Origin of the sequence: Kribbella shirazensis (genome assembly GCF_011761605.1) — a bacterium.
GTDB lineage: Bacteria > Actinomycetota > Actinomycetes > Propionibacteriales > Kribbellaceae > Kribbella > Kribbella shirazensis.
The window spans coordinates 3,776,699-3,791,337 of sequence record NZ_JAASRO010000001.1 but is presented as its reverse complement, the minus strand read 5'-3'; the positions used below and the strand labels follow the sequence as shown (position 1 = coordinate 3,791,337).

Annotated in this window: 16 protein-coding genes; 4 read left to right on the top strand and 12 right to left on the bottom strand. The window is 69.1% G+C overall.

Features of this window, described 5'->3' with window-relative positions:
• Nucleotides 1-6: 6 nt before the first annotated feature.
• Together BJY22_RS18545 and BJY22_RS18540 are read right to left on the bottom strand one after the other, a co-directional pair.
• Nucleotides 7-1,014 carry a sugar phosphate isomerase/epimerase family protein gene (locus BJY22_RS18545; RefSeq protein ID WP_167208440.1) on the bottom strand — a complete coding sequence of 336 codons (1,008 nt, stop codon included), beginning with the start codon at nucleotides 1,012-1,014 and terminating at the stop codon, nucleotides 7-9.
• Between the two features lie 8 nt (nucleotides 1,015-1,022).
• On the bottom strand, nucleotides 1,023-2,117 hold the full coding sequence (locus tag BJY22_RS18540; RefSeq protein ID WP_167208438.1) for a Gfo/Idh/MocA family oxidoreductase: 1,095 nt from the start codon (nucleotides 2,115-2,117) through the stop codon (nucleotides 1,023-1,025).
• Between the two features lie 75 nt (nucleotides 2,118-2,192).
• On the opposite strand from BJY22_RS18540, the gene BJY22_RS18535 reads away from it, so the two are divergent.
• Nucleotides 2,193-3,308 carry an ROK family transcriptional regulator gene (locus BJY22_RS18535; RefSeq protein ID WP_167208436.1) on the top strand — a complete coding sequence of 372 codons (1,116 nt, stop codon included), beginning with the start codon at nucleotides 2,193-2,195 and terminating at the stop codon, nucleotides 3,306-3,308.
• A gap of 112 nt (nucleotides 3,309-3,420) precedes the next feature.
• Here BJY22_RS18535 and BJY22_RS18530 read toward each other — a convergent pair whose 3' ends face one another.
• Genes BJY22_RS18530 through BJY22_RS18520 form a run of 3 tightly spaced genes read right to left on the bottom strand, consistent with a single transcriptional unit; the run spans nucleotide 3,421 to nucleotide 6,130 of the window.
• Nucleotides 3,421-4,332: an aminoglycoside phosphotransferase family protein gene (locus BJY22_RS18530; RefSeq protein WP_238350393.1), complete on the bottom strand. Its 912-nt coding sequence runs from the start codon at nucleotides 4,330-4,332 to the stop codon at nucleotides 3,421-3,423.
• Complete coding sequence (locus BJY22_RS18525) at nucleotides 4,329-5,333, bottom strand: NAD(P)H-dependent glycerol-3-phosphate dehydrogenase (protein ID WP_167208432.1); 1,005 nt, start codon at nucleotides 5,331-5,333, stop codon at nucleotides 4,329-4,331. The genes BJY22_RS18530 and BJY22_RS18525 overlap by 4 nt, the downstream gene beginning before the upstream one ends.
• Nucleotides 5,330-6,130: a lysophospholipid acyltransferase family protein gene (locus BJY22_RS18520; protein WP_167208430.1), complete on the bottom strand. Its 801-nt coding sequence runs from the start codon at nucleotides 6,128-6,130 to the stop codon at nucleotides 5,330-5,332. The genes BJY22_RS18525 and BJY22_RS18520 overlap by 4 nt, the downstream gene beginning before the upstream one ends.
• A 16-nt stretch (nucleotides 6,131-6,146) precedes the next feature.
• Between BJY22_RS18520 and cofC the strand changes: the two genes are divergently transcribed.
• On the top strand, nucleotides 6,147-6,818 hold the full coding sequence (gene cofC / locus BJY22_RS18515; protein ID WP_167208428.1) for a 2-phospho-L-lactate guanylyltransferase: 672 nt from the start codon (nucleotides 6,147-6,149) through the stop codon (nucleotides 6,816-6,818).
• Nucleotide 6,819: 1 nt separating this feature from the next.
• A complete protein-coding gene (locus BJY22_RS18510) occupies nucleotides 6,820-7,026 on the top strand; it encodes a hypothetical protein (protein ID WP_167208426.1) in 207 nt (68 codons plus the stop codon).
• A gap of 129 nt (nucleotides 7,027-7,155) precedes the next feature.
• On the opposite strand, the gene BJY22_RS18505 is transcribed toward BJY22_RS18510, so the two are convergent.
• The 5 genes from BJY22_RS18505 to leuC form a co-directional block, all read right to left on the bottom strand.
• Nucleotides 7,156-7,722 (bottom strand): HU family DNA-binding protein, encoded by a 567-nt coding sequence (locus tag BJY22_RS18505; protein WP_167208424.1) that lies wholly within the window; start codon nucleotides 7,720-7,722, stop codon nucleotides 7,156-7,158.
• 158 nt (nucleotides 7,723-7,880) lie between these two features.
• Nucleotides 7,881-9,047 (bottom strand): magnesium and cobalt transport protein CorA, encoded by a 1,167-nt coding sequence (locus BJY22_RS18500; protein ID WP_167208422.1) that lies wholly within the window; start codon nucleotides 9,045-9,047, stop codon nucleotides 7,881-7,883.
• Nucleotides 9,048-9,294: 247 nt separating this feature from the next.
• On the bottom strand, nucleotides 9,295-10,632 hold the full coding sequence (gene tnpB, locus BJY22_RS18495; RefSeq protein ID WP_167208420.1) for an IS607 family element RNA-guided endonuclease TnpB: 1,338 nt from the start codon (nucleotides 10,630-10,632) through the stop codon (nucleotides 9,295-9,297).
• A 226-nt stretch (nucleotides 10,633-10,858) separates the two neighbouring features.
• Nucleotides 10,859-11,458, bottom strand: a complete 600-nt coding sequence (leuD, locus tag BJY22_RS18490) for a 3-isopropylmalate dehydratase small subunit (RefSeq protein WP_167208418.1) — start codon at nucleotides 11,456-11,458, stop codon at nucleotides 10,859-10,861.
• Between the two features lie 14 nt (nucleotides 11,459-11,472).
• Nucleotides 11,473-12,897 (bottom strand): 3-isopropylmalate dehydratase large subunit, encoded by a 1,425-nt coding sequence (leuC, locus tag BJY22_RS18485; RefSeq protein WP_167208416.1) that lies wholly within the window; start codon nucleotides 12,895-12,897, stop codon nucleotides 11,473-11,475.
• A 110-nt stretch (nucleotides 12,898-13,007) separates the two neighbouring features.
• On the opposite strand from leuC, the gene BJY22_RS18480 reads away from it, so the two are divergent.
• Nucleotides 13,008-13,727: an IclR family transcriptional regulator gene (locus tag BJY22_RS18480; RefSeq protein ID WP_134124286.1), complete on the top strand. Its 720-nt coding sequence runs from the start codon at nucleotides 13,008-13,010 to the stop codon at nucleotides 13,725-13,727.
• A 3-nt stretch (nucleotides 13,728-13,730) separates the two neighbouring features.
• Here the strand turns inward: BJY22_RS18480 and BJY22_RS18475 are convergent, their stop codons facing one another.
• A complete protein-coding gene (locus tag BJY22_RS18475) occupies nucleotides 13,731-14,243 on the bottom strand; it encodes a 2'-5' RNA ligase family protein (RefSeq protein ID WP_167208414.1) in 513 nt (170 codons plus the stop codon).
• Nucleotides 14,244-14,245: 2 nt separating this feature from the next.
• Nucleotides 14,246-14,635: a VOC family protein gene (locus BJY22_RS18470; RefSeq protein WP_167208413.1), complete on the bottom strand. Its 390-nt coding sequence runs from the start codon at nucleotides 14,633-14,635 to the stop codon at nucleotides 14,246-14,248.
• Nucleotides 14,636-14,639 lie beyond the last annotated feature (4 nt).

Genomic DNA, 14,639 nt, shown 5'->3' with positions numbered 1-14,639 from the left:
CCACGCCTACTTGTCAGTGGCGAACGCCGCGTCGAAGGCCGCTTCCGGCTTGTCGAAGGCGAGTGCGCGGATGACGTTGACCGCCTCCGCCGCGCCGACCTTGCGCTCCATACCGGCGTCCTCCCACTCGACCGAGATCGGGCCGTCGTAGCCGATCGAGTTCAGCACGCGGAAGCAGTCCTCCCACTGCACGTCACCGTGTCCGGTGGAGTAGAAGTCCCAGCCGCGCCGCGGGTCGCCCCACGGCAGGTGCGAGCCGAGCCGCCCGTTGCGGCCGCCGCCGACGCGCATCCGGGTGTCCTTGCAGTCCACGTGGTAGATCCGGTCCTTGAAGTCCCACAGGAACGCGACCGGGTCGATGTCCTGCCACACCATGTGGCTCGGGTCCCAGTTCAGGCCGAACGCCTCGCGGTGGCCGATCGCCTCGAGCGTCAGCGTGGTGGTCCAGTAGTCGTAGGCGATCTCCGACGGGTGCACCTCGTGCGCGAACCGCACGCCCTCCTCGTCGAACACGTCGAGGATCGGGTTCCAGCGGTCGGCGAAGTCCTTGTACCCGGCCTCGATCCGCTCCGCGGGCACCGGCGGGAACATCGCGACGTACTGCCAGATCGACGAGCCGGTGAAGCCGATGACGGTGTTCACGCCGAGCTTCGCGGCCGCCCGCGCGGTGTTCTTCAGGTCCTCGGCGGCGCGCTGCCGGACGCCTTCGGGGTCGCCGTCGCCCCAGACCCGGGACGGGACGATCGCCTGGTGCCGGAAGTCGATCGGGTCGTCGCAGACCGCCTGGCCGACCAGGTGGTTCGAGATCGCCCAGACCTTCAGGTTGTACTTCTCCAGGATGTCCTTGCGGCCCTGCACGTAGGAGTCGTCGTCGACCGCCTGCCGGACGTCGAAGTGGTCACCGGAGCAGGCGATCTCGACGCCGTCGTACCCGGCCTCGGACGCGAACTGGCACACCTCCTCGAACGGCAGGTCGGCCCACTGACCGGTGAACAGGGTGATCGGACGAGGCATCTGAGCTCCTACGAGTTGTCGACTGTGGTCCAGGCGCTGTCATCCGCGGCGGAGCGCAGTACGGCGTCGACCACACGAGCGGACCGCGCTCCGGCGGCGAAATCGGGCAGGCCGTCCGGGAGATCTCCCCGTACGGCGGCATAGCTGTCGGCGACGAACGAGTCGAACGCGTCCTGGTACCCCTGCGCGTGCCCGGCCGGCAGCCGGTTCACCCGCGCCGCGGGCGGGCTCAGCGTCTCGGGGTCGCGGGTCAGGAGCTGTGAAGCGTCGCGGTGGCCGACCCACAGCCGGTCCGGATCCTCCTGGTCGAAGCCGAAGCTCGACTCGGTGCCGGACACCTCGAGGTACAGCCGGTTCTTCCGGCCCGCCGCGACCTGGCTGACCACGATCGTCCCGACCACACCGGCCTCGGTCCGGAACTGCGCGGTCGCCAGGTCCTCGGTGCGGACGTCGACGCCGCCGCGCTGCGCCCGGACGGTGCGCAACTGGGCGCTGATCGCGGCGATCCGGTCGCCGGTCACGAACTCGGTCAGATCGCACCAGTGCGACCCGATGTCGGCGAACGTCCGCGACGGTCCGCCGGTGGTGTCGTCGACCCGCCAGTTCTGGTCGTCCTCGCCGGCGAGCCAGTCCTGCAGGTACGAACCGTGCAGGCTGGTGATCAGACCGGCGTCGCCCGCGGCGATCCGGGTGCGCAGCTCGCGAACCATCGGGTGGTAGCGGTACACGAACGGCACGGCGCCGACCAGACCTGCCTCGGACGCCGCAGCCTGGAGGCCGGTCGCGTCCTGCACCGACGTCGCCAGCGGCTTCTCGCAGACGACGTGCTTGCCGGCCTCGAAGGCCTTGAGCGTCACGTCCCGATGCGTGTTGTTCGGCGTACAGACGTGGACCACGTCGATGTCGGCGGCCAGCAGCTCGTCCAGGTCGGCGAACCCGCGCTCGGCGCCGGTCGCGTGCGCCGCGGCCTCCGCGCGCTCGGGAGACGAGCCGACGGCTCCGACCACTGTTGCTCCGGACACCAGGGCGGCCCGGCCATGGACCTGTCCCATGAAGCCGCCGCCGACGATCCCGACCCTGAGCCTTCGCGCACTGGTGGACACGTTGAAGGACGCTATGGGACCCTTTTGAACCCTGTCAAGCAAAAGTCCACCGCCAGTACGACGAAAGTCCGATGCATGAGCGAACTCGGTACGACGGATCCCGTACTGCGGCTGCTCCGCGACGGGCAGCCGCGGACGCGCGCCGAGCTGATCGAGCTCAGCGGGCTGGCGCGATCCACCGTGACCGGACGGATCGAGACGCTGCTCGCGGACGGTCTCGTCGTACCGTCGGGCGAGGCGGCGTCGACCGGCGGGCGGCCGCCGGCGCGATTCCGGTTCAACCCGACGGCACGGCTCGTGCTGGCCGCGGACGTCGGCGCGACGCATCTGTCCGTCGCGCTCACCGACCTCACCGGCGCGATCCTGGATCGCTCGACGACGCAGCTACCGATCGCCGAAGGGCCCGAGGTCGTGCTCGCCGCGGTCGCCCAGGCCGGGCAGGCGTTGCTGCGTACGGCGGGGCGGTCCGTCGAGGATCTGGCCGGGACCGGGGTCGGGCTGCCCGGGCCGGTCGAGCACAGTACCGGGCGGCCGAACCATCCGCCGATCATGCCGGGGTGGGATTCGTACGACGTGGTCGGCCGGCTGAGCCGGGATCTTCCGGGGGCGGTGCTGGTCGACAACGACGTGAACATCATGGCGCTCGGCGAGCACGCGACGGCGTACCCGGACGTCGAGCACCTGTTGTTCGTGAAGGTTGCCACCGGCATCGGCGCCGGGGTGATCAGCGGCGGCCGGCTGCATCGCGGTGCGCGTGGCGCGGCCGGCGACATCGGGCACATCCAGGCTCCGGGTCACACCGAGCTGTGCCGTTGCGGCAACATCGGTTGCCTGGAAGCGATCGCGTCGGCCGCAGCGCTCGCGTCGAAGCTCGGAGTCGGGACCAGCCGGGACGTCGTCGAGCTCGTGCGTTCCGGTAACGCCGAGGCGATCGCGGCGATCCGGCAGGCCGGGCGCGAGATCGGCACGGTCCTCGCCGCGGCTGTCAGTCTGCTGAACCCGTCGGTGATCGTGGTCGGCGGATCGCTGTCCCAGGCCGGAGACAGCCTGCTGGCCGGGCTCCGCGAGACGATCTACGCCCGATCGTTGCCCCTGGCCACCACCGACCTCCGCGTCGTCCCCTCCCGCACCGGCCGCGACGCCGCCCTCCTCGGCGCCGCCACCCTCGTCCTCAACCACACCCTCAGCTAGCCGCTCGCCCGGCGTCTCGTGGGTTCACCCACCAGATGCCGGGTTTACGTCCGGGATCCGGTGGGCAAACCCTGCTTCTCGTGGGTAGACCCACGAAAGGCGGGCGGGTGGGTCAGGTCAACGCGACGGCGACCTCGTCGATCAGTCTGACGATCTGGTCGAGTTGGCTGCCGTTGCGGGCGCGGCCGAAGCCGTGGCGGCGGCCCCAGAACGAGGACTGCACCGCGATCAGCTGCGTCCAGCGCCGGATGCGCTCGGCCTCGAGGCCGGACGCCTCGGCGAACTGCTCCAGCTCGGCCTGCAGACGCCGCACCAGGCCGGCCGCGGCGAGACCGCCCGCGAGGAACAGGTGGTACGCCCGGGTGCGGAGGAAGATCGCGGCGTCGTACGCCGGGTCGCCGACGTAGCCCTTGGGATCGACGGCCAGCCACGGTTCGCGGTCGGCGCGGAGGATGTTCCGGGGATGGAAGTCGCCGTGGACCATGGTCTCCGGCTGCTGCCGGCCGAGTTCGTCGACGACCGCGAGGGCGGCGTGCACCACCGGGTCCGGTAGCGGGTGGTCGAGTTCGGCGGCGTCCTTCCGGAGGTCCTCGGCCCAGACGTCGGCCTGCTCCGACAACCGCGGCAAGCCGGCCGGCGCCGGGACGGTCAGCCGGCGGTGCAGCTCGCCGGCGATAGCGACGCCATCCTGGCCCTGTTCGACGAGTGTCGACGGCTGCACCCGCTCCAGCAGCATGGCGTACCGGGCGTCGTCGCGCTCGTACAGCTTCACCGCCCCGCGACCGCCCCACACCTCGAAGGCGTCCGGCTCGTAGTCGTTGCCCGGATGCGGGAACGACACCTTCAGTACGGCGTCCCGGACCGGCACCACCACGCCGACCTGCCCGTGCGTGATGTCACCGTCGATCGTGCAGCCCCACGCCGACACGAGCTCCTCGATGATCCCGGGCAGCTCGGCGAGCCACGCCGTACCGGCCTCGCCCTCACGCTCGACCGTCGCCTTGGCGAACGCTTCCGGGATCAACCCCAACGCTCCGACTTCGCGGAGCGGGACACCAGGCTGAACAGCATGTCCTTCGGCGTCATCTCGCCGGCGACCACCCTCGTGACGTGTTCGGCGATCGGCATCTCGACGTCGTGGTGGTGGGCGAGTTCGCTGATCGACGCGCACGACTTCACGCCCTCGGCGACCTGCCGGGTCGCACCGGCGATCTCCGCGACCGTCATCCCCTGACCGAGCTTCTCGCCGAACGTCCGGTTCCGCGACAACGGTGACGAGCACGTCGCCACCAGGTCGCCCAGGCCGGCCAGCCCCGAGAACGTGTGCTCGTCCGCGCCCAGCGCCGTACCCAACCGGGCGATCTCGGCCAGGCCGCGGGTGATCACCGACGCCCGGGCGTTGTCGCCGAAGCCGAGACCGACGGCCATACCGACCGCGAGTGCGATCACGTTCTTGCAGGCGCCGCCGAGCTCGCAGCCGACCACGTCGTTGTTCGTGTACGGGCGGAACGCCGGAGAGTGGCACAACTTCTGCAGCCGCGCCGCGGTCCCCTCGTCCGCACAGGCGACGACGGCCGCGGCCGGCTGCCCTTCTGCGATCTCACGCGCCAGGTTCGGCCCGGAGACGACCGCGATCCGTTCCGGCCCGGCGCCGGTGAGCTCGGCGATCACCTCGCTCATCCGCTTCGTCGTACCGAGCTCGACGCCCTTCATCAGACTGACCAGCGGTACGGCGTTCGGCAGGACGCCGGCCCAGTCGGTCAGGTTGTCGCGCAACGACTGCGACGGGACGGTGAGGAACACCGCCTCGGCTCCGTCGACGACGGCGGCCGGGTCGTGGGACGCGGTGATCGCCTCCGGCAACCGCAGTCCCGGAAGGTAGTCGGCGTTCTCGTGGTCCGCGTTGATCGCCGCACACAGCGACTCCCGCCGGGCCCACACGGACACCTGGTTCCCCGCGTTCGCCAGCACTGTGGCGAACGCCGTACCCCAGGAACCGGCACCGAACACGGCTACCTTCGTCATGCCTTCTCCTCACCGGTCGAGCCTTCGGCTTTGCGGGCCTTGCGGAGGTCGTAGAGCTCCTTGGGCGGAGTCTCCCCGCGGAGTTCGCCGAGGGTCTCGGCCACCTGGGACATGATCACCTCGGTTGCCTCGTGCAACAGCTGGTTGGTGATCGGCCTGCCCTGGAACGCGCTCAGGTCGACCGGCTTCCCGGCCCGCACCTGCAGCGTCTTACGCGGCAGCAGCCGGATCCTCAGCTTGCCCGTGTACGACGGGAAGACCTCGTGGGCGCCCCAGTTCGCGACCGGGATCACCGGGCAGCCGGTCATCAGCGCGATCCGGGCCGCGCCGGTCTTACCGGTCATCGGCCACAGGTCCGGGTCCCGGGTGATCGTGCCTTCCGGGTAAACGCCCACACACTCACCGCGTTCGACCGCGGCCACCGCGTCCCGGAACGCGTCGGCGGCCTGCGCGGAATCGCGGTACACCGGAATCTGCCCGGCCCCGCTGATGATGCTGCCGAGCACCGGGATCTTGAACACCGAGGCCTTCCCGAGGAACCGCGGGATCCGCCGGCACTCCCAGATGAAGTAGCCGAGCACCACCGGGTCGAAGTGCGAGATGTGATTGGGCACGTACACCACGCCACCCGTACGGGGCATGTTCTCGCGGCCGGTGAAGCGGCACTTGGTGAACACGATCATGAACGGCTTGACGATCGCGACGATCACGCCGAACCAGAACCCGCGGGGCGGCCGGGGATCCGATTGCCTCGCGTCCACAGCTGCCTCCTGGTGCTCATGATGGCCGTCGGTCATGGGAGAATCCTGCCTGATGGCAGACCTACAGGTCGCTCCCTGGACCCTGGTGATCCCGGTGAAGCGTACGGCGATCGCAAAGAGCCGGCTCGCTCCGGCCTACCCTCAGCACCGTCCCGAGCTGGCCCGTGCCTTCGCTGTCGACACTACTGCGGCCGCCCTGACCTCTCCCCTGGTCCGCGCCGTCCTGGTCGTCACCGACGACCCGCTGGTCGCCACCGACGTCGCCGCGGCCGGAGCCCGCGTCGTACCGGACGCTCCGGACGCCGGTCTCAACGAGGCCTTGCTGCACGGAGCCACCGTGGCCGCCGCCGAGTTCGCGGGGCACGGGATCGCGGCACTGTCGGCCGATCTTCCCGCGCTGCGTCCGGCCGAGCTGACCGCCGTACTCGCGGCCTGTACCGCGCCGCGTTCCTTCGTCGTCGACCTTCCCGGAACTGGTACGACGTTGCTCGCCGCCGCTCCCGGGGTGGCACTGGATCCCCGCTTCGGCGTGGGTTCCGCCCTGGCCCACCAGGCGTCCGGCGCACTGCCGATCGAGCTGACCGGGATCGAGTCGGTACGTCGTGATGTCGACACCGCGGCCGATCTGGCGCACGCCGTACAGCTGGGTGTCGGTCCGGCGACCGCGGACGTGATGTCGCTGGTGCTCGGTGCCGCCACGGGCACCGAGGGTCTAGCCTGCTGACATGCAAGCAACCGTGAGCCGGTACGACGAGGAGACGTTCTCCGGGGCGGTGCTGACGGACACCGGGATCGAGCTCCCGTTCACCGTGCACGCCGTCTCGGACACCCCGATCCGCCATCTGCGGGTGGGACAACGGGTCGGGATCGAGACCACCGGCACGGGCGCCGGACTGGCTGTCACCAAGGTGGAGTTCGCGACCCGCCTGTAGTTCCTGGGGCGAGAGTGGCTGCTGCGAGAGTTGTTGCTGCGGGCACCTCCGTACACGGCGAAGGCCGGTCGCCCCTGGAGTGGGGTGACCGGCCTTCGCTGTTGTGCGGTCTGCCGCAGTGCGTGAAGATCAGCGAGCGGTGCGCTTCGCCGCGGTCTTCTTGGCGGGGGCCTTCTTGGCCGGCGCCTTCTTCGCAACGGTCTTGGCCGGGGCCTTCTTGGCCGGGGCCTTCTTGGCAACGGTCTTCGCCGGCGCCTTCTTGGCAGCCGTCTTGGCCGGAGCCTTCTTGGCGACCGTCTTCTTGGCAGCGGCGGTCTTGGTGGCAGCGGCCTTGGCCGGGGCGGCCTTCTTCGCCGGGGCAGCCGCCTTGGTGGCGGTGGCGGCCGGCTTCGGGACGACCAGCTTCGGCAGCTTCTTGGCCCCGGAGACAACGGCCTTCAGCTCCGCACCCGCGCGGAACTTCGGAACCGTGGTCTTCTTGGCGCGCTTGGTCTCGCCGGTCCGCGGGTTGCGCACGATGCGCGCGCCACGCTCGATGGCCTCGAAGGCACCGAAACCGGTGATGGCGACCTTGCCACCCTTCTTGGTCAGCTCACGCTGGACGGTGTCGATCACCGACTCCAACGCGTGCTGGGCCTGGCGGCGGTTTCCGTCGAAGTGCACTGCGAGCGCTTCGACCAACTGGCTCTTGTTCACTGCTTCCCTCCGTGAACACTAGGCGTCGAGCACAGCGCTCGATCTCACAGGAACGTTATGGACTCTACGGGTCGTTCACAAACACCAACGCGGCAATTCGGCCTTGTTTTAGGCGATTCGTGCCACAATTTGGCCCGATTCGGCCCGAATGAGGAGTTTCAGAGCCATCCGCGGCGCTTGAAGATCTGGTGCAGACCTCCACACACCAAGGCCATCAGGCCGATCGCGAAGGGGTATCCGTAGCGCCAATGGAGCTCCGGCATGTGGTCGAAGTTCATCCCGTAGACGGTCCCGATCAGGGTCGGGGCGAACAGGATCGCCGCCCACGCAGAGATCCTCTTGACCTCTTCGTTCTGCTCGCTGCTGGCGATCGCGAGGCTCTTCATCTCCTCGTTCTGCTGCTGGGCCACCAGGGTCGCGTTCACGGTCAGGATGTCGCGGAGCAGCTCCCGGAAGCCGTCGACCTTCTCCACCACCTCGGTGACGTGGTCGGCGACGTCGCGCAGTGAACGTTGCAGTTCCTCGTCCACGCCGTACTTCTGGAAACCGCCGCGCAGCTGCTCGAGCATGCCGATCAGCGGCCGGGTGGCGCGCTGGAACTCGATCACCTCACGGGACAGTTCGTAGATGCGCCGCGACACCTTCGGATCGCCGCGGAACACCTCGGTCTCGATCTCGTCGATGTCGTTCTCCAGACCGGCGACCACCGGAGCGTAACCGTCCACGACCTTGTCCATGATCGCGTAGAGCACCGCTTCGGCACCGCGGCTGAGCAGTTCGGGATCGCGCTCGACGCGTCGCCGTACCGCCGCCAGATTGGGCGCTTCGGCGTGCCGGACCGTCACCACGAAGTCCGGGCCGACGAAGACGTGCACCTCACCGAACTCGACCTCCTCGGTCGCGTCCCGGTACCGCGCGGCCTTCAGTACGACGAACAACGTGTCGCCGTACCGCTCCAGCTTCGGGCGCTGGTGCGCCTCGTTCGCATCCTCGATCGCCAGCTCGTGCAGGTCGAACTCCTGCGCCAGCGAGGCGAGTTCGCGGCGGTCCGGGCGGTACAGGCCGATCCAGGCCAGGCTCTGCGGCGAGGTGTGCAGCGCGGCGTACGTGTCCGCCAGCGAATCCGGGGAGGCGATCCGGTTGCCGCCGCAGTAGATCGCGCTGTCGACGACGCTGTGCCCCTTGGGCTTCTGCGGATCGCGGTGCTGCTTGTCGGCCGCCTCGATCGCGGGCGCGGCGGCGGATGCGGCGTGCTTGCGAGCGGCGGCGCGCAGTGACGGAGTACGGCTGAACGCACGGAACGTGCGCAGGCGCAGGTCGGACATGAGTCCTCCAGGAGCAGTGTGGTGCGGGTGAGTGATCAGCACACGTCTGCCCGACCCTGCAACTACCAGAGACTCTGCGACTTCTAGAAGGAAGGAGCCCCCACAGGCCGAGCGAGACCGGTATGTCTGGAGGGATCGCTGCTGGTGTTCATCAGCGCCTCACCTCCTCGGTCTCGCAAGCCTTGTCGTGACAACCGTCAGAAGGGTAACACCAGAGCTATCGCCGTTGCAGGTGAGTAGTCATTGGCTACACGCTCCCAGCCTTTGGCAAGGCGGTCCCGGTCTGATGCTGAGGGCTGCCGGGTAGACGTTTCACAGCCACCTGCCCGGTTGCACGGGTCTTCTGGTCGGCTCCACGTCCGTTTAATGTCTCCGCGCCACTCGCGGCGACCGCCAGCGCGGCGAGGTTCCTCGCCGCGTTCTCGTCACGATCCATCACCAGACCGCAGGACTCACACACATAGAGGCGTTCGGACAAGAGCAGCTTGGCTTTCACCACTCCACACCCCGAACAGGTCTTACTCGAGGGAAACCATCGGTCGGCCACGACCAGCCGCCCGCCGTTCCACTCGGTCTTGTACGCCAGTTGCCGCCGGATCTCACCGAACCCCGCATCCCCGACCCGGCGAGCAAGACGCTTGTTCTTCAGCATCCCGGCAACGTTCAGGTCCTCCACGACGACGGTCCCGTACTCGGCCGCGATCGCGCTGGTGAACTTGTGCAGGGCGTCGGCGCGCTGGTACGCCACCCGGTGATGGACCCGGTTGCGCTGGCCGTTGGCGCGCTTCCACCGGTTCGACGGCACCCGGCCGGTACGGCGATCAGGCCCGACGCGGCGGGACACCCGCCGCGACAGCTTGCCGAGCTTACGCAGCGAGGTGTCCAGGTGCTTCAGGTTCGGCACGGTGTGTGGCTCGCCGTCGGGTTCTGCCATGACCGCGAGGCTCTTGATGCCCAGGTCCACGCCGACCACCGCGTCGGGCCGGTCCGGAGCCCGAACAGGGGTGTCCTGCTCGACGGTGAACGACACGAACCATCGGCCGCGCTCGAAGCGGATGGTCGCGGCCAGGATCCTGGCTGTGCCGTCGAGCAGTTCCGGTGCCGGTGTCTCGTGCAGCCGCATCCGGCCGATCCGCGGAAGTACGGCGTACCGCTCGTCGCAACGAATGACGCCGGTGGTCAACCGGCACGACCTGACCGCCGTGCGCTTGGACTTGAACCGCGGGAACCCCACCGACCGACCGCCGCGCCTGGCCTTGCGTGAGTCGGCCCAGTTCTTCAGCGCAGTTGCAAGCTGGGTCAGGCCGGAGGCGTAGGCCTCCTTCGAGTACTCCGCCCACCACGGCGCAACGTCGCTCTTGGCCCGATTCCAGGCCTTGCGCAGCGAATACATCGACCACGAGATCGCCGGAGTCAGCAACTGGTCCGGGATGCCGTAGCTGGCTTCGGCCGACCGCTGATCCATCACGGCCTTGACCCGCGCGAGACCCCAGTTGAAGGCCTTCCGCGCTGCGCCACAGTGTCCGTCCAGGAACCGAGCCTGACGAGGCGTCGGGTTCAGCGCGTACTTGTACGCCCGCAGCATCACAACCGAGCCCCGGACAAGGCGACGACAGCATGGTCAGGCATAGGAGAAGTCTCGCCGACCCCACCGACACAAATTGCTGCCGACAACCGGCCCGCTTCAGACCCACTCCTGTTCGGCGGTCACCACACCGGGCTCACCGACGACGACCAGGCGGCCCGCTCGACGGCCCGAGGCGGCAACCTCCGCCCGGACCGTTACGGGGACGACAACTCTGCAAGGAGTTTCAGGCCTTGGCCGGGAGGGTGGCCGGCTTGAAGGACGGCCGGGTCGCTTCGTAGGCAGCGATGTCGGCCTCGTGGGACAGGGTGATGCCGACGTCGTCGAGACCGTTCAGCAGCCGGTAGCGCGTGTAGTCGTCGATCTCGAAGGGTGCGGACACGTCACCGGCCGAGATCGTCTTGTTCTCCAGGTCGACCGTGACCTTGGTCCCCGGGTCGGTCTCGATCGCGGTCCACAGCTGCTCGACGACGTCCTGCGTCACCAGGGCGGCGAGCAGACCGGCCTTGCCCGAGTTGCCCCGGAAGATGTCGCCGAACCGGGACGACACGACCACCCGGAACCCGTAGTCGAGCAGGGCCCAGACGGCGTGCTCACGGGAGGATCCGGTGCCGAAGTCCGGTCCCGCCACGAGCACCGAGACTCCGTCGTACTCGGGCTGGTTGAGGACGAACGACGGATCGTTGCGCCAGGCCGCGAACAGCCCGTCCTCGAAGCCGGTCCGGGTGACCCGCTTCAGGTACACGGCCGGGATGATCTGGTCGGTGTCGACGTTGCTGCGGCGCAGCGGAGCCGCCGTACCGATGTGCTGGGTGAAGGCGTCCATGATTCCGTTGCTCCTCAGGCGTTCGCGGGGACGGCGACGGGCGGCAGGTCGGCCGGTGCGGCCAGAGTCCCGGTGACGGCAGTCGCGGCGGCGACCAGCGGCGACACCAGGTGGGTGCGACCGCCCTTGCCCTGACGGCCTTCGAAGTTGCGGTTCGACGTCGAAGCGCTGCGCTCCCCCGGGGCCAGCTGGTCCGGGTTCATGCCCAGGCACATCGAGCATCCGGCGCCACGCCATTCGGCGCCCGCCTCCTTGAAGATGGTGTCCAGTCCCTCGGCCTCGGCCTGCAGCCGGACCCGGCCGGAGCCCGGGACGACGAGCATCCGGGTGCCCTCGGCAACCTTCCGTCCGGCCAGCACCCCGGCCGCGGCCCGCAGGTCCTCGATCCGGCCGTTGGTGCAGGAGCCCAGGAACACCGTGTCCACGTGGATCTCGCGCAGCGGCGTACCGGCGGTCAGGCCCATGTACTCCAGCGCGCGCTCGGCGGCGACCCGGTCGTTCTCGTTGTCGAAGTCGTCCGGCGACGGCACGGTGGCGGCCAGCGGCACGCCCTGGCCCGGGTTCGTGCCCCAGGTGACGAACGGCGTGATCTCCTCGGCCTTCAGCACCACCTCGCGGTCGAAGGACGCGTCCTCGTCGGTGGCCAGGCTCTTCCAGTACTCGACGGCCGCTTCCCAGTCGACGCCCTGCGGCGCGTGCGGCTTGTCCTTCAGGTACTCGAACGTGGTCTCGTCCGGCGCGATCATGCCGGCCTTGGCGCCCCACTCGATCGACATGTTGCAGATCGTCATCCGGGCTTCCATGCTGAGCGCGCGGATCGCCTCGCCGCGGTACTCGACGATGTAGCCCTGGCCGCCACCGGTGCCGACCTTCGCGATCAGCGACAGCACGAGGTCCTTGGCGGAGACGCCGTCGGGCAGCACGCCGTCGACCGTGACGGCCATCGTCTTCGGGCGGGCCTGCATCAGCGTCTGGGTGGCGAGCACGTGCTCGACCTCGCTGGTACCGATACCGAAGGCGATCGCGCCGAACGCGCCGTGCGTCGAGGTGTGGCTGTCACCGCAGACCACGGTCATCCCGGGCTGGGTCAGGCCGAGCTGCGGGCCGATCACGTGCACGACACCCTGGTCCGGGTCGCCGAGGGTGTGGATCCGGATGCCGAACTCCTCGGCGTTCTTGCGCAGCGTGTCGACCTGGGTCCGCGACACCGGGTCGGCGATCGGCTTGTCGACGTCGAACGTCGGGACGTTGTGGTCCTCGGTGGCGATCGTCAGGTCGGGCCGCCGGACCGGGCGGCCCGCCAGCCGCAGGCCGTCGAACGCCTGCGGACTGGTCACCTCGTGGACCAGATGGAGGTCGATGTAGAGGAGGTCGGGTTCTCCGTCGGCATGGCGCACGACATGCGCATCCCAGACCTTTTCCGACAACGTCCTACCCATCAGACTCTCCCTTGAGAATGTTTGTGTGGTCGGTGCTTTCGCTCACAGTGCTCTCGATCAGGCTGCCGAAGCGACTTGCGTTCCACGATTCGAGACGGCAATATCGTCTCATGGACAACTCTAGCGGAGTCGGCGTTCTCGACAAAGCAGCCCTCGTGCTGTCCGCCCTCGAGTCCGGGCCGGCGACCCTGGCCGGTCTGGTGGCGGCAACCGGTCTCGCCCGCCCGACGGCGCACCGTCTCGCGGTCGCGCTCGAGCACCACCGGCTGGTGGGGCGCGACATGCAGGGACGCTTCGTGCTCGGGCCGCGACTCAGCGAGTTGGCCTCCGCCGCCGGTGAGGACCGGCTGCTCGCGACCGCCGGCCCGGTGCTGGCGCGACTGCGGGACATCACCGGTGAATCGGCGCAGCTGTTCCGCCGCCAGGGTGAGTACCGGGTGTGCGTCGCCGCCGCCGAGCGTCCGTCCGGGCTGCGCGACACCGTTCCCGTGGGCAGTCAGCTGACGATGGCGGCCGGTTCCGCCGCCCAGATACTGCTGGCGTGGGAGGACCCGGAGCGGATGCACCGCGGCCTCCACAACTCGTCGTTCAACGCGGCCGCGCTGGCCGGCGTACGGCGTCGCGGCTGGGCCCACTCGGTCGGCGAACGCGAACAGGGCGTCGCGTCCGTCTCCGCGCCGGTCCGCTCCCCCAGCGGCAAGGTGATCGCCGCGGTCTCGGTCTCCGGACCGATCGAACGCCTGTCCCGCCAGCCCGGCCGCATGCACGCCCCGGCCGTCATGGCCGCCGCCGAACGCCTCTCCGAAGCTCTGCGCCGCGCCTCCGAGTAGTAACTACAGGGCCCAGATCTGCCCCGTGCCGCTGTCGATCAAAGCGGCACGGTCAGCAGTAGCTTCAAGCGGCAGTACGTCGTACACAGCCGCCGTCAGCACCGGCAACGCAACCAGCGGCACCCGCGGCGCGAGCGTGCAATGCGGCACCCAACGTCCCGGCTGATAGTGCCGATGCAGGTCAGCCCCTGTCGCCAGAACCGCCGACACCACAGCCGCCTGCAGTTGCAGCACCTCCACACCCACAGCAGGCACCAGCCACGCCCTGCCCCGGCGGAACGTCCCGAGCGCATCGAAGTACAGCTCAGCCGACTGTTCATTGAGCAACGGCTGCACGGCCTTCATGACCTTGTCGTGGTCCCACTCACGCAACACCGCCAGCGACAGGTGCGGCACGTGGTGGCCATGAGTGTGCGAGAGCAGCGTCGGCAGGCCGAGCTCCTCCAGCCGGACCCACAGGTTGCGTAGCAGCCGATCGGTCCGGCGGTCGAACAACCAGCAGACGGCCAGCGCCATGACTACTGGGCCGAGGGCCACCCGCCGTACGGCACGGTGAGGATCTCGAGGTTGTGGCCGTCGGGGTCGTCCCAGTAGAGGCCGCGGCCGCCGTCGTTGGTGTTGATCTCGCGCTCGCGCTGATGGAACGGATCCGCCCAGTACGTCAGCCCGCGCTCGACGATCCGCGCGTGGATCTCGTCGAACTCGTCCTCGGTCACCAGGAACGCGTAGTGCTGCGCCCGCGGCTGTCCGTGCTCGGCGAAGTCCAGCGAGGCGCCGTTCCCGAGTTCCACCACCGCGAACGGGCCGTAGCTGCCGGGCTCCCCGAGCCCCAGAATGCCGGAGAGGAAGCGTGCCGACGCCCACTTGTCGGTGCAGTTCACGATGGTGTGGTTGAACTCGACGGCCATTCCT

What these genes read in the sequence shown, in the direction of transcription:
- BJY22_RS18480 (WP_134124286.1), top strand. Translation starts at nt 13,008, where the DNA reads ATGGACAACTCTAGCGGAGTCGGCGTTCTCGACAAAGCAGCCCTCGTG.
- BJY22_RS18520 (WP_167208430.1), bottom strand. Translation starts at nt 6,130, where the DNA reads ATGACCGACGGCCATCATGAGCACCAGGAGGCAGCTGTGGACGCGAGG.
- BJY22_RS18510 (WP_167208426.1), top strand. Translation starts at nt 6,820, where the DNA reads ATGCAAGCAACCGTGAGCCGGTACGACGAGGAGACGTTCTCCGGGGCG.
- leuC (WP_167208416.1), bottom strand. Translation starts at nt 12,897, where the DNA reads ATGGGTAGGACGTTGTCGGAAAAGGTCTGGGATGCGCATGTCGTGCGC.
- leuD (WP_167208418.1), bottom strand. Translation starts at nt 11,458, where the DNA reads ATGGACGCCTTCACCCAGCACATCGGTACGGCGGCTCCGCTGCGCCGC.
- BJY22_RS18475 (WP_167208414.1), bottom strand. Translation starts at nt 14,243, where the DNA reads ATGGCGCTGGCCGTCTGCTGGTTGTTCGACCGCCGGACCGATCGGCTG.
- tnpB (WP_167208420.1), bottom strand. Translation starts at nt 10,632, where the DNA reads ATGCTGCGGGCGTACAAGTACGCGCTGAACCCGACGCCTCGTCAGGCT.
- BJY22_RS18500 (WP_167208422.1), bottom strand. Translation starts at nt 9,047, where the DNA reads ATGTCCGACCTGCGCCTGCGCACGTTCCGTGCGTTCAGCCGTACTCCG.
- BJY22_RS18535 (WP_167208436.1), top strand. Translation starts at nt 2,193, where the DNA reads ATGAGCGAACTCGGTACGACGGATCCCGTACTGCGGCTGCTCCGCGAC.
- BJY22_RS18470 (WP_167208413.1), bottom strand. Translation starts at nt 14,635, where the DNA reads ATGGCCGTCGAGTTCAACCACACCATCGTGAACTGCACCGACAAGTGG.
- cofC (WP_167208428.1), top strand. Translation starts at nt 6,147, where the DNA reads ATGGCAGACCTACAGGTCGCTCCCTGGACCCTGGTGATCCCGGTGAAG.
- BJY22_RS18545 (WP_167208440.1), bottom strand. Translation starts at nt 1,014, where the DNA reads ATGCCTCGTCCGATCACCCTGTTCACCGGTCAGTGGGCCGACCTGCCG.
- BJY22_RS18525 (WP_167208432.1), bottom strand. Translation starts at nt 5,333, where the DNA reads ATGACGAAGGTAGCCGTGTTCGGTGCCGGTTCCTGGGGTACGGCGTTC.